The 12,449-nt window shown below is 53.9% G+C and carries 11 protein-coding genes, 16 tRNA genes and 1 rRNA gene; 25 read left to right on the forward strand and 3 right to left on the reverse strand.

Annotation, left to right across the window (positions count from 1 at the left end; genetic code table 11):
* From ABD76_RS26655 to ABD76_RS26735, 17 genes are all read left to right on the forward strand, one after another.
* Positions 1-1,730 (forward strand): 23S ribosomal RNA (locus ABD76_RS26655); the annotation flags it as partial.
* Between the two features lie 119 nt (positions 1,731-1,849).
* Positions 1,850-1,925: transfer RNA gene (locus ABD76_RS26660), tRNA-Asn, on the forward strand.
* A 1-nt stretch (position 1,926) separates the two neighbouring features.
* Positions 1,927-2,019 (forward strand) — tRNA-Ser (locus ABD76_RS26665).
* 4 nt (positions 2,020-2,023) lie between these two features.
* A tRNA-Glu gene (locus ABD76_RS26670) sits at positions 2,024-2,098 on the forward strand.
* Positions 2,099-2,178: 80 nt separating this feature from the next.
* Positions 2,179-2,254, forward strand: a tRNA-Val gene (locus ABD76_RS26675).
* A gap of 5 nt (positions 2,255-2,259) precedes the next feature.
* Positions 2,260-2,336: transfer RNA gene (locus tag ABD76_RS26680), tRNA-Met, on the forward strand.
* Between the two features lie 4 nt (positions 2,337-2,340).
* Positions 2,341-2,417, forward strand: a tRNA-Asp gene (locus ABD76_RS26685).
* Positions 2,418-2,435: 18 nt separating this feature from the next.
* A tRNA-Phe gene (locus tag ABD76_RS26690) sits at positions 2,436-2,511 on the forward strand.
* A 12-nt stretch (positions 2,512-2,523) separates the two neighbouring features.
* Positions 2,524-2,599: transfer RNA gene (locus ABD76_RS26695), tRNA-Thr, on the forward strand.
* A gap of 4 nt (positions 2,600-2,603) precedes the next feature.
* A tRNA-Tyr gene (locus ABD76_RS26700) sits at positions 2,604-2,689 on the forward strand.
* Between the two features lie 5 nt (positions 2,690-2,694).
* Positions 2,695-2,768: transfer RNA gene (locus ABD76_RS26705), tRNA-Trp, on the forward strand.
* A gap of 21 nt (positions 2,769-2,789) precedes the next feature.
* Positions 2,790-2,865, forward strand: a tRNA-His gene (locus tag ABD76_RS26710).
* A 6-nt stretch (positions 2,866-2,871) separates the two neighbouring features.
* A tRNA-Gln gene (locus ABD76_RS26715) sits at positions 2,872-2,946 on the forward strand.
* Positions 2,947-2,951: 5 nt separating this feature from the next.
* Positions 2,952-3,026, forward strand: a tRNA-Gly gene (locus tag ABD76_RS26720).
* 3 nt (positions 3,027-3,029) lie between these two features.
* Positions 3,030-3,104, forward strand: a tRNA-Cys gene (locus ABD76_RS26725).
* A gap of 22 nt (positions 3,105-3,126) precedes the next feature.
* A tRNA-Arg gene (locus ABD76_RS26730) sits at positions 3,127-3,203 on the forward strand.
* Positions 3,204-3,217: 14 nt separating this feature from the next.
* A tRNA-Leu gene (locus ABD76_RS26735) sits at positions 3,218-3,299 on the forward strand.
* Between the two features lie 322 nt (positions 3,300-3,621).
* On the opposite strand, the gene ABD76_RS26740 is transcribed toward ABD76_RS26735, so the two are convergent.
* Both ABD76_RS26740 and ABD76_RS26745 read right to left on the reverse strand, forming a co-directional pair.
* Positions 3,622-5,160 carry a flotillin family protein gene (locus ABD76_RS26740; RefSeq protein ID WP_197259950.1) on the reverse strand — a complete coding sequence of 513 codons (1,539 nt, stop codon included), beginning with the start codon at positions 5,158-5,160 and terminating at the stop codon, positions 3,622-3,624.
* A gap of 65 nt (positions 5,161-5,225) precedes the next feature.
* Positions 5,226-5,765: an NfeD family protein gene (locus tag ABD76_RS26745; RefSeq protein ID WP_197259951.1), complete on the reverse strand. Its 540-nt coding sequence runs from the start codon at positions 5,763-5,765 to the stop codon at positions 5,226-5,228.
* A 251-nt stretch (positions 5,766-6,016) separates the two neighbouring features.
* On the opposite strand from ABD76_RS26745, the gene ABD76_RS26750 reads away from it, so the two are divergent.
* From ABD76_RS26750 to ABD76_RS26780, 7 genes are all read left to right on the forward strand, one after another.
* Positions 6,017-6,322, forward strand: a complete 306-nt coding sequence (locus tag ABD76_RS26750) for a LiaF transmembrane domain-containing protein (protein WP_006675756.1) — start codon at positions 6,017-6,019, stop codon at positions 6,320-6,322.
* A gap of 44 nt (positions 6,323-6,366) precedes the next feature.
* Entirely contained in the window at positions 6,367-7,041 is a 675-nt protein-coding gene (locus ABD76_RS26755) for a PspA/IM30 family protein (RefSeq protein WP_197259952.1), read from the forward strand.
* 8 nt (positions 7,042-7,049) lie between these two features.
* Positions 7,050-7,526 carry a PspC domain-containing protein gene (locus ABD76_RS26760; RefSeq protein WP_197259953.1) on the forward strand — a complete coding sequence of 159 codons (477 nt, stop codon included), beginning with the start codon at positions 7,050-7,052 and terminating at the stop codon, positions 7,524-7,526.
* Position 7,527: 1 nt separating this feature from the next.
* Positions 7,528-8,208, forward strand: coding sequence for a PspA/IM30 family protein (locus ABD76_RS26765; RefSeq protein WP_168182225.1), 681 nt, complete (start codon positions 7,528-7,530; stop codon positions 8,206-8,208).
* A 134-nt stretch (positions 8,209-8,342) separates the two neighbouring features.
* Positions 8,343-8,996, forward strand: a complete 654-nt coding sequence (liaF, locus tag ABD76_RS26770) for a cell wall-active antibiotics response protein LiaF (protein ID WP_197259954.1) — start codon at positions 8,343-8,345, stop codon at positions 8,994-8,996.
* Positions 8,997-9,035: 39 nt separating this feature from the next.
* Positions 9,036-10,130 (forward strand): sensor histidine kinase, encoded by a 1,095-nt coding sequence (locus tag ABD76_RS26775; RefSeq protein ID WP_197259955.1) that lies wholly within the window; start codon positions 9,036-9,038, stop codon positions 10,128-10,130.
* Between the two features lie 2 nt (positions 10,131-10,132).
* A complete protein-coding gene (locus ABD76_RS26780) occupies positions 10,133-10,777 on the forward strand; it encodes a response regulator transcription factor (protein ID WP_168182228.1) in 645 nt (214 codons plus the stop codon).
* Positions 10,778-10,991: 214 nt separating this feature from the next.
* On the opposite strand, the gene ABD76_RS26785 is transcribed toward ABD76_RS26780, so the two are convergent.
* A complete protein-coding gene (locus ABD76_RS26785) occupies positions 10,992-11,405 on the reverse strand; it encodes a hypothetical protein (RefSeq protein WP_197259956.1) in 414 nt (137 codons plus the stop codon).
* Positions 11,406-11,569: 164 nt separating this feature from the next.
* Between ABD76_RS26785 and ABD76_RS26790 the strand changes: the two genes are divergently transcribed.
* Complete coding sequence (locus tag ABD76_RS26790) at positions 11,570-12,346, forward strand: YwmB family TATA-box binding protein (protein WP_197259957.1); 777 nt, start codon at positions 11,570-11,572, stop codon at positions 12,344-12,346.
* Positions 12,347-12,449 lie beyond the last annotated feature (103 nt).

Genomic DNA, 12,449 nt, shown 5'->3' on the forward strand with positions numbered 1-12,449 from the left:
ATACTTCGAAGCTGGAGTGAAGTCGATGCAGTGGTAGGGGAGCGTTGTGTACCGGGTGGAAGGCAGACCGGAAGGACTGCTGGACTGTACACAAGTGAGAATGCCGGTATGAGTAACGAAAAGACTGGTGAGAATCCAGTCCGCCGAAAGCCTAAGGGTTCCTGGGGAAGGCTCGTCCGCCCAGGGTAAGTCGGGACCTAAGGCGAGGCCGAAAGGCGTAGTCGAAGGACAACAGGTTGAAATTCCTGTACCACCGTAGCCGTTATGAGCAATGGGGGGACGCAGAAGGATAGGGACGCGAGCAGATGGATGCTCGTCCAAGCAGTGAGGCTGGTCAGTAGGCAAATCCGCTGACCGTAAGGCTGGGCTGTGACGGGGAGGGAAAATTACAGTACCGAAGGTCTTGATTTCATGCTGCCAAGAAAAGCCTCTAGCCAGGTAAAGGTGCCCGTACCGCAAACCGACACAGGTAGGCGAGAAGAGAATTCTAAGGCGCGCGGAAGAACTCTCGTTAAGGAACTCGGCAAAATGACCCCGTAACTTTGGGAGAAGGGGTGCCCCGGTAGGGTGAATAGCCCGAGGGGGCCGCAGTGAATAGGCCCGAGCGACTGTTTAGCAAAAACACAGGTCTGTGCGAAGCCGTAAGGCGAAGTATACGGGCTGACGCCTGCCCGGTGCTGGAAGGTTAAGGGGAGTGGTTAGCCGTAAGGCGAAGCTATGAACCGAAGCCCCAGTAAACGGCGGCCGTAACTATAACGGTCCTAAGGTAGCGAAATTCCTTGTCAGGTAAATTCTGACCCGCACGAATGGCGTAACGACTTGGGCGCTGTCTCAACGAGAGATCCGGTGAAATTTTAATACCTGTGAAGATGCAGGTTACCCGCGACAAGACGGAAAGACCCCATGGAGCTTTACTGCAGCTTGATATTGGACTTTGGTACGGTCTGTACAGGATAGGTGGGAGCCTGGGAAGCCGGAGCGCCAGCTTCGGTGGAGGCGCCGTTGGGATACCACCCTGATCGTATCGGAGTTCTAACCAGGGACCGTGAAACCGGTTCGGGGACAGTGTCAGGCGGGCAGTTTGACTGGGGCGGTCGCCTCCTAAAGAGTAACGGAGGCGCCCCAAGGTTCCCTCAGAATGGTTGGAAATCATTCGAAGAGTGCAAAGGCAGAAGGGAGCTTGACTGCGAGACCTACAAGTCGAGCAGGGACGAAAGTCGGGCTTAGTGATCCGGTGGTACCGCATGGAAGGGCCATCGCTCAACGGATAAAAGCTACCCTGGGGATAACAGGCTTATCTCCCCCAAGAGTCCACATCGACGGGGAGGTTTGGCACCTCGATGTCGGCTCATCGCATCCTGGGGCTGAAGTAGGTCCCAAGGGTTGGGCTGTTCGCCCATTAAAGCGGTACGCGAGCTGGGTTCAGAACGTCGTGAGACAGTTCGGTCCCTATCTGTCGCGGGCGTAGGAAATTTGAGAGGAGCTGTCCTTAGTACGAGAGGACCGGGATGGACGTACCGCTGGTGTACCAGTTGTTTCGCCAGAGGCATAGCTGGGTAGCCAAGTACGGAAGGGATAAGCGCTGAAAGCATCTAAGCGTGAAGCCCCCCTCAAGATGAGATTTCCCACATTGGTAAGACCCCTTGAAGACGACGAGGTAGATAGGTTGGAGGTGGAAGTGCAGCAATGCATGGAGCTGACCAATACTAATCGGTCGAGGGCTTATCCTAAATTCACCCCAAAAAGTGACGTGAAGCGTTGCAGCAACACCGATTACTTTTCGGGGACCCCGGATGGTTTGATGATTTTACTTTCGCATTCAGTTTTTAAGGTATAATGCCTTATATATTCCCCGATAGCTCAGTCGGTAGAGCACTCGGCTGTTAACCGAGTTGTCACAGGTTCGAGTCCTGTTCGGGGAGCCATGGAGAGATGTCCGAGTTTGGCCGAAGGAGCACGATTGGAAATCGTGTAGGCGTCACAAGCGTCTCGAGGGTTCGAATCCCTCTCTCTCCGCCAGCGTGGCCCGTTGGTCAAGCGGTTAAGACACCGCCCTTTCACGGCGGTAACACGGGTTCGAATCCCGTACGGGTCACCAATTATGCCTTGCGGCTGGTAAAAATTGAGGGTTGAAATTGACCCTAACAATCTGTTAAGATATATTAGTCGCTACAATATGGACGCTTAGCTCAGCTGGGAGAGCATCTGCCTTACAAGCAGAGGGTCGGCGGTTCGATCCCGTCAGCGTCCACCATATATCGCGGGGTGGAGCAGTTCGGTAGCTCGTCGGGCTCATAACCCGAAGGTCGCAGGTTCAAATCCTGTCCCCGCAACCAATCTGGAGCTGTGGTGTAGAGGCCTAACATGCCTGCCTGTCACGCAGGAGAACGCGGGTTCGAATCCCGTCAGCTCCGCCATTATGCTTAATGTTATTAGGCTCGGTAGCTCAGTCGGTAGAGCAGAGGACTGAAAATCCTCGTGTCGGCGGTTCGATTCCGTCCCGAGCCACCATAAGAGGCTTGTGCCGGTGTAGCTCAGTTGGTAGAGCGGCTGACTTGTAATCAGTAGGTCGTGGGTTCGACTCCTATCGCCGGCACCATCGTGGAGGATTAGCGAAGTGGCCAAACGCAGCAGACTGTAAATCTGTTCCCTTACGGGTTCGGTGGTTCGAATCCATCATCCTCCACCATACATAGGGGCATAGTTTAAAGGTAGAACAGCGGTCTCCAAAACCGTTAGTGTGGGTTCAATTCCTGCTGCCCCTGCCAATCTAACAATTGCATAATGTGGCGGTCGTGGCGAAGTGGTTAACGCATCGGATTGTGGCTCCGACACTCGGGGGTTCGATTCCCCTCGATCGCCCCATACCTTTGGGGATTAGCCAAGCGGTAAGGCAACGGACTTTGACTCCGTCATGCATAGGTTCGAATCCTATATCCCCAGCCATTTACGCGGACATAGCTCAGTGGTAGAGTATCGCCTTGCCAAGGCGAGGGTCGCGGGTTCGAATCCCGTTGTCCGCTCCAGATGGCGCCATAGCCAAGTGGTAAGGCAAAGCTCTGCAAAAGCTTTATTCCCCAGTTCGAATCTGGGTGGCGCCTCCAACTTATTCTTTCTGGATGTTATGTGCCCTTAGCTCAGCCGGATAGAGCGTTTGACTACGAATCAAAAGGTCAGGAGTTCGAATCTCTTAGGGCACGCCAGATTAACTTCATATGCCGGTGTGGCGGAATGGCAGACGCGCGCGACTCAAAATCGTGAGGGAAACCGTGGAGGTTCGAGTCCTCTCACCGGCACCAGTTTTAACACCAAGACACCTGAAGGGTGTTTTTTTTATGTCTAAAAAATACCTGACTCTATGTTGTACGGCAGACGTCAAAGCCGTCCATTGCTCATCCTGTCTCTTGGAGGATACATACTCCGGTTTGTCTAATTGTCTCGCTGATAGAGGGGGAAGACGGTTTGCGGCCGCTGACGGCGTAGAAACGCTATCCAGACAGTGGGCAGCGCAACCCGATAGAGGACAACCTATATAGAACAAGAAGCCTTGCCCTAACAATTTCGGCAAGGCTTCTTTATTATGCTGTATAGGATAGATGTTCTATTCGTACAATAATCGGTTTATTCTGCCTTCGGAGTCTCGGTGCCTCCTGCTACTGCGGATGGAGCTTCCGTTGGAACTGGAGAACGCTTCGGCTGTGCCGAACCCGATCCATTCGTCAGGCGCTGAATCATTTTCTCGACATCCAGTCCGGATACGTCCTTCAGCATCTGCGGGGCCGTCGCCATCAGTTGCGTGACATAGTTGCTGACGCGGGCCGCCCCTTCTCCGTTGCCGGTATCGACGACCGTCAGCTTATCGATCTGCTGCAGCGGCTCTGCAATCTTGCCGGCCAATTCAGGCAGCATCTTCATGACGATGTCGAGCACCGCGGCTTCGCCGAACTTCTCGAACGCTTCGGCTAGCTTCTGTTTTGCTTCGGCTTCCGCCAGACCGCGCAGCCGGATAACTTCGGCTTCCGCGGTTCCTCGCGCCCGTTCGGCATCCGCTTCCGCCAAGCCGGCGAGACGCTTTTGCTCCGCCATCGCCTTCGCTTCCGCTTCGATTCGATATTGCATCGCATCGGCTTCGAGCACGCGCTTCGATTTATCAGCTTCCGCCGACTGCACGACCGCGTAACGCTCGGCGTCCGCTTTCTTCTTCACTTCGGCGTCATACTGCTTCTCGCGACGCAAAATTTCTTTGGCTTCGAGGTCGATTTCCCGCTCTTTCCGAACGAGCTCGACGCGCATTTGCTCCTCGACGACGCTTTGCTTGGAACGGGCCTCCTGCACGTAGTAAGCTTGGTCGGCTTCCGCTCGGGCCATATCCTGTTCCTTTTTAAAGGAAGCAATCTTCAATTCCTTTTCCTTGGCCGCTTCGGCGATATTCGTATCGCGCAGCAGCTCCGCCTTCATCCCCTGCTCCTCGGCATTCGCTTTTTGAATACGCGAGTCTCTCATCGCCTCGGCCTCCGCAATCTCCGCGTCGCGCTTCACGGCTGCAATCCGCGGCTTCCCGAGCGCATCCAAGTACCCGTGCTTGTCGCGCACGTCCTTGATGGTGAAGGAGACGATTTGGAGTCCCATCTTTTTTAAGTCTTTGGCGGCCACGGCCTGCACTTCCTGCGCGAAACGATCGCGGTTGCGGTATACTTCCTCGACGGTCATCGAGCCGAGAATGGCCCGCAGATGGCCTTCCAAGACCTCCTGCGCTTCGCTCTTGAGCGCATCCGTCGGCTTGCCGAGGAATTGCTCGGCTGCGGTCGCGATGTCTTCAACCGAGCTGCCGACCTTGATAATCGCGACAGCGTCGGTCATCACGGGAACGCCTTGTTCGGTATATACTTCCGGTGTCGTTACATCAAGCTTATGTGATAATAAGGACAAGAATTGCGACTGTTGAAAGACCGGTAAAATAAATGCGCCGCCACCGCGGACAATTTTCATCTTGCGCCCCGTTTCATCGGCGCTGACATTTTTGGAACCGAGATAGGTTCCGGTCACGATCATCGCCTCATCCGGGCTGACCGTCTTGTAGCGGGCCCAGAATGCGAGGCCCAGCACGAGGATGACGCCGATTACAATTACCGGCACCATGATCGCTTCATTGAATTCCATGGCATACAGCTCCCTTTTCTATGTAAATTTGTAGTGAAACCGTAAGTCTTGAGCATACAACTTCATCAGTTCTGCTGGAGGCTGAGCATTTCTTGGGTGAGAGGGGATACATATAACGTGTCTTCAACGACGTTGATGACGACAACGGTCGTTCCGGCAGGGATGTTGTCTTTGTCGAAGGAAGCGGCAATTTGATTCGTCAAGCCGGCTCCAATCCGCAAAGTCACTTCCCCGTATCCAACGGAAGGAATCGAAATGCTGACTTCTCCGACTTTGCCAACCAGGTCCTGAATGGAGAAGCCGGTAGAGCTCTCTGTATTGTGCATCGGGCGAATATAGAGGAAATACATCAGAAGGCATACGACGAGCGCGCCGGCGATAGCGACCACCAGGATGAGCATGGATTGCCAACCCGTATAGCGGTTCAGCAGGATGCCGAGTGCGCCGAAAGCCGTCAGGCCGCTTACGAGCACCGTCGGCTGCAGAAAAGGCAGCCCGTCTCCGAAAACCGCATCGAAAGCATGGCTTAATATTTCCCCGAATATCAAGGTAACGACGGAATATAAAATACCGAAGATGAACAGACCCCAAAATAACGTTTCCATGCATTGCTCCTCTCGCCTGCCAGAGTCAGGCCTGATAATTCGGAAAGCTTCTTATGAATATATATACGCTGAAGCAGGCATGGAGTTTCAATTTCCCTTCCCTCCAGTCCAGTCCCGGTTGACCTTGGGACGGTCTGTCCCCCCGACCTGAGTCCAGTACGAAAAACCGCCCCCGGCCTGTTTTGAGCAAAAGGAGAATCTCCTAAAATAAAGACATAAGCAAGGCACAATGAAAGGTGGTGACAAACCGAATGCAAATGAAAAAAGGCAACTCGTTCGCTATTATCTTGATAGCATTGGGGGCATTCATCCTGCTCAGCAAGTTTGGAGTTCACTTGGGAAGCTGGTTTGGCTACTTGTTCCCGATTCTGCTGATTGTACTCGGTTATTATGGAGTCAAGGCAGGGAATTCGTTCTTCGGATGGATCTTCATCATATTGGGCTCCATCACATTAATCGGCAAGCTATCCTGGCTCATCGGCATTTTCATCGCCATCGGAATGATTGTGTTCGGTATCTCAATGCTGAATAACAAACGAAGCGGCCATCATTACTGAACAGCCGGCAGCAACGTATTTGGATGAAGGAGGGACAGAGAGGCATGAGCAATATTTTAAAAAGGGTTCGCGACATTACACTGGCGACGCTCAATGAGCGGCTGGATAAAGCGGAAGACCCTGTCCGGTTAATCGACCAATTCCTGATGCGCACTCGCCAGGACATCGCCGAAGCGGACCGCTTATATCAACAGTATGTCGTGCATGCGAATCAGATGAGACATCAGATGAACCAAGCCAATGAAATGAGAGAGCGCCGCGAGCAGCAAGCGATGCTGGCCTTGAAGGCGGGAGAGGAGTTCGCCGCCAAAATCGCGCTCCAAGAAAAATTGATGCATGACGAGAAGGCGCGGCAATACGAGGATCTTTACAATCGAAGCAAGCAGGCCATTCTGGAGCTGGAGGAACAGCTGAACATATTGAAGAGCGAATATCAGACGGTCTACGACAAGCGGCAGTATTATTTCGCTCGCATGCAGAACATACGGCTCCAGCAGCAAATGAACCAGCGCTTCGGTCAATACGGCTACGGGCAGGTGGACGGCATGTTCCGCCGGCTGGAGGATCGCGTCTCCGATATGGAGTGGGAAAATACAAGCCTGCAAGAGGTGCGACGCGCAAACGGAACATCGCCTTATGGAGGCAATCCCGAAAGAGACATTGCCCTGCAGCGTGAAATGGAACGTCTGCGCAAGAAATTGGACACTGCGAAGGAGTGACATGAACCATGAACAAAAAATTGTACCGTTCGGTTCGTGACCGGAAGTTCTGCGGTGTACTCGGCGGAATCGCTGAATGGTTGAATATGGATGCAACGCTGCTTCGCGTACTGTTCGTCCTGGGCGTGTTCTTCACGGCATTCTCCCTGATACCCGTCTATTTCATCGTAGCGCTTGTGGTTCCGAAAGAGCCCTTCACGACCTACGGACCGTATAATTACGGCGGACCGTATCAGAATTCGAACGGATATTACGGAAATGACGGCGGCTATTCCGGCGGAGGGTACAATGGCTGGAACGGTTATAACAACGGCCGGAACGATTACAGCAGCTATGGATCCTACGGAACAAAGCCGAACGGAAGCAAAAGTCAATATGATTCCTCCATCGATTCGATGATGGATGATATTGAAAGAAAAGCCATGCGCAAAGAACTTCAGGAACTTCGCGAGAAAATTGCGAAATACGAGAAAGGGGATAAGTAAAATGGGAGTATTCAAACGAATTAAAGATATGACGAAAGCGTCGATTCATGAAATGTTGGACAAGGTGGAAGATCCGGTAGTCATGCTTAACCAGTACCTGCGAGACATGGAGCAGGAGATTCGCGAAGCCGAAGTGACGGTGGCGAAGCAAATGGCCAGCGAGCGCCGCATCAAGCATCGCTATGACGAAGCGATTCGGATGGTGGCCGACCGCGAAGCCCAAGCAGAGCGCGCTCTTGTATCCGGCCATGAAGATGCGGCCCGCAAATATTTGGAAGAGAAACTGTACTTCGATCAAAAAGTTACCGAGTATGCCGAACTGCATGCCCAAGCGAAAGCGCAAGCCGACGAGCTGATGCAGCAGCTGCATTCGATGAAGGACGAGTTCTACAAGCTGCGCAACAAGCGCAACGAGCTGGCTGCTCGTGCCCAAATGGCCAAAGCCCGCAAGCAAATGGCTTCCATCACAAGCGTGCACAGCATCGAATCGGGCGAAGCTTCCCGCGGCTTCCAACGCATGGAAGAGAAGATTATGCAGCTTGAAGCGGAAGCGGAAGTCATTCGCGTGCCATACGGCGGATATGCCGCTACGACCTACCAACCGCCGGTTGATGTAGAGAAGCAAATGAAGGTCGATGAGCAATTGGAAGCTTTGAAGCAAAAATTAAATCGCAGCGAATAACCTCTTGGGACTTGCCCGCGGTTATGATATGCTAACTAAGGAGCTTACGGCGATGCCCCCGCATCGCCGTTAAGTTTCGTTGTGAGATGATTCGGCACAACGTCTTATGGATTCTGAGCGACAGGAGGTGCGTCATGATAAAGGGGAACAATCGTTTACTTGCATATTTGCTCATTATCGCGGGTCTCTTCATTCTTATTGGCAAATGGATTAGCTTCGGAACCTTTGTCGCCCTGTTCATGCTGTACCTCGGCATTCACAAAGTAAGATCCGAGGAGCTTCGTCTCGGCTATACTTTGCTTGGTATCGGGGGAGCTATCCTCTTGTTGGAGCATCTGATGCTGTTTGTCGGCATTATTCTCATCTCGCTCGGTATTTTTTATTCACGGACCCGCCATGAACAAAAGTATGAATGGATGCAGAAGCGTCCCGACCTGACCGCCAATCTGAAATGGGATCGGGAGCCGTTCCATTTGCGCAGCCAGAGCTTGTGGCATGTCATCGGAGAAAGCGATATCGACTTGTCGCTCGCGATGATGGATGAGCCCGAGACGACGCTCTTGTTCCAGGGCGTGCTGGGAGATATGGATATTTCGGTTCCGGACGATATCGGAGTCTCTGTGGAAGCTTCCGTCCTGTTCGGACAGATCAATGCGGGCCAGCACCGGGAGACCGGCTTGCTCAACAAATGGACTTATACTTCGCCGAATTATGAACGATCGGAGCAGCGGGTGAAACTCCGCATCTCTTACATCGTAGGAGATATTGATATCCGATTGCACGCGTAATGCGGAGAAGATGCTGCTGAAAGGAGATGCAAGCCGGCAATGGAACCGAAAAAACAGATGAAAAATATGGTTGTGCGCTTGATGGGCGAGACGCTTCTCCTTTCCTTTGTCCTGTTTTTCGTCATCGTTTATTTAATGCAATCCTATGGATATGTCAAACCGTTCGAAACCTGGATGGCCGGCGTAAAATCGACGCTGTCTGTCTTAATCGTCGTAGCCATTATCGCGGCGATTTTCGGTTTTTTCCAAGGCTTTCGCATGAAACGGCGGATTGAGCTGCTGCGCGAATCGATGCTGCTCTTGGAGAAGGGCAATCTCTCCCGGCCGATGCCGGACCTGGGGGACGACGAGATCGGCCAACTGGCCGAACAATTGGGCAGGGTAAGCAAGCGCTGGGAGGAACAGGTGACCTCGCTGCAGCGGTTGTCCACCAATAACGCCCAGTTGGCCGAACAGGCCCGGATATCGGCCATTATGGAAGAGCGTCAACGCTTGGCGCGGGAGCTGCATGACGCCGTGAGCCAACAATTATTCGCCATCTCGATGACGGCGACGGCCGTTCGGCGGACGGTGGACAAAGATTTTGAGCGAGCGGTGAGGCAGGTGGAGCTCATCGAGGAAATGGCCTCGGTCGCTCAATCGGAAATGAGAGCGCTGCTGCTCCATCTCCGGCCGGTTCATCTGGAAGGCAAGGGCCTGACCCAAGGTGTCGCCGAACTGATTCGGGAGCTTGAAGCGAAGGTGCCCATTCAGATTCAATATGAGATGGATGAGCATATTATGCTGCTGAAGGGCGTCGAGAATCATTTATTCCGCATCGTGCAGGAAGCGTTATCGAATACGCTCCGCCATTCCAAGGCAACCCGCATGGAAATCAAGCTTCAGGATCGAGGCGATTATGTGCGTTTATTCATTCGCGATAATGGGGTCGGCTTCGAATGGGATGACAAAAAGCAAGCGAGCTACGGCTTGCGCACGATGCAGGAGCGAATCAATGAAATCGGGGGCTCGGTGCAATTCATTACGGCGCCGAACAAGGGCACCCGCATTGAAATACGCGTCCCCGTTGTCAATGAAGAGAGCGGGCTGAAGGACGAAGAGGGCAGCGATGGCCCAGGAGGTGAAGATGCCTGATTATGGACACAGATATCAAAGTATTGCTCGTAGATGACCATGAGATGGTGCGGATCGGATTGGCAGCCGTATTGAGCACCGAGGATGGCATCGAAGTCGTTGGCGAGGCGAGCAACGGCGAAGAAGGAATCCGCTTGGCGCAAGAGTACAAGCCGGATGTCGTGCTGATGGATCTGGTGATGGAGGGGATGGACGGCATTGAGACGACGCGCAAGCTGCTGAGCCTGTATCCCGACTGCAAGGTCATTGTCCTGACCAGTTACCTGGATGACGAGAAAATGTACCCCGTCATTGAAGCGGGGGCGTTCAGTTACCTGCTCAAGACTTCGCGGGCATCGGAAATTGCCGAAGCCATCCGGGCGGCTGCACGGGGACAATCCGTTCTCGAATCGCAGGTCGCATCGAAAATGATGAACCGCTTCCGCCAGCCGAAGCCGACGCAAGCCGCGCATGAACAACTGACCGACAGGGAAATGGACGTGCTGCGATTGCTTGCTCAAGGAAAATCCAACCAAGATATCGCCGATGACCTGTTCATCGGAATCAAGACCGTAAAATTCCACGTCACGAATATCCTTGCCAAGCTGGGCGTGGAGGATCGCACGCAAGCCGCCATTTACGCTTACAAGAACGGCCTGGCTGAATAACGGTTGACCCGACCTGACAGGCCGGGTTTTTTTGTGCCCGGCTGAAGAGAGCAACCGAAAAGAAACGCCAATAAAGCGCGAAAAAAGAACCGGGTTCCGATACCCGGTTCTGTCTGCATACTGGGCGTGCGTGGAAGCACGGGCGTTATCGCGTTGTCCGGCAACAACTCGATGCGGAGCGGCAGGAATTCGGGGAGGAAAAGCAGAATGAGTGTTAAATGAACACAAGAAACAAGAGAGCGATCAGCGACAAGTCGAGTTCAATCCGTCTGCGGCTGTAGAGGCCCGGGTGCGGGGCCGGATACGGAGCAGGAAAGGCTCCGTATGACTGAAGCGACGTTACGCTGCCCTTCTTCTTCCCGCTGCATGGCTTGCAGGGACGCTTTACAGGCTTGCATGGCCGCTTGACGCGTTTGCCCCGCCGCTTGGGCCGCTTTTTCTTGGGTTCGCATTCTTCCTCAATAATTGGTTGTACCTCTTCGGGAACTTCTTCTTCGTTCAGTATGATTTTGCCGTCCCGGCAAAGGCTGAGGCGCCCGATGAACCGGCGGCCATCATGGGTCACGGCGCATACGATCCGCCCGCAATGCGATCGGATGACTTCTTCATCCAATGGAATAGGAATCACGTTACATACCTCCTTCTATAGCGGGAATGTTCTGTCATCAGTCTATTCATTGGAGGACATTGGCGCATGGACATTGACCTAGGAGAGAAGCGCCTAATTTTGCAGCATGGAGTGTGCTCCCTATCGGTGAATTCATTATCCATAGGAATAAGGAGGCGGATACCGTGAGATTGGTTCGCAGAACGAAGGCTCCGGCCCTTGGATTGCTGCTGTTGGCGCTGTGCGGCGCCGTCGCTGTCGCCTGGGGCAGCGATGCGTGGAAGCCGGCCCCATCCCCGATTGCGCCGGAGAGGTTAGAGGTGGCGAAGCGGATGCAAATGCTATGGGTGCTGGCAGAGTTGAGCGGCGATCGGCAGTTCAGCTCCACGATAACGGTCCAAGGCAATTTTTCCGCCAAGGGCGGACTTCCGGCCGAGGCAGAGCGCTGGCGGCGGGAAGCGGGGATTGCAGCCGCCCTCGAGCCCAGCAGAGAGCGGGGAAGAGAAGTGTATCGCGGGACGTATAATACGGCACCCTATCAAGGAGATGTTCTGTTGTTCCAGGAGAACGACGGGCAGGTTTACTATACGGTCAAATTGTCTGCGGAGGCCAAAGGAGGCATGGCCCGCTCGGCGGAAGAAGCGGAGCGGCTGCTGCGCCGGCTTGGAGAAGCGGAAATCGGGGCCGATTGGAACGCGACCGTCCGTACGGCAACAGGGGCTTCCTTGTCCGACGGCTTCGCCGCGGCCGAGCGGGCGTTGGCGGAATGGGGGACAGCCGTGCCGCTCGACCGGTATGAGGACGATCGCACGATCAGCGTAACGTATGAGACGGACTATATGGGAGCCGGCGTCGCCATGAAGGGGCGGCAGGCCAATCTCCAGGTTGCGGCGCACGAAGATCGGGAACGGGGAGAGACGCGGCTGTCCTTTGGCACGCCGCTGATTGCGGGGGAATATTGATTCGACCTTTTTCGCTAACCCGTGGCGTCAATCTGACAAGTATGCTAAAATGTCATCACATTCGAAATGTGTGATGTCAAGTCTATAACAGAGTGTAAGGATG

It is taken from the genome of Paenibacillus dendritiformis, from assembly GCF_015845845.1.
Lineage (GTDB): Bacteria > Bacillota > Bacilli > Paenibacillales > Paenibacillaceae > Paenibacillus_B > Paenibacillus_B dendritiformis_C.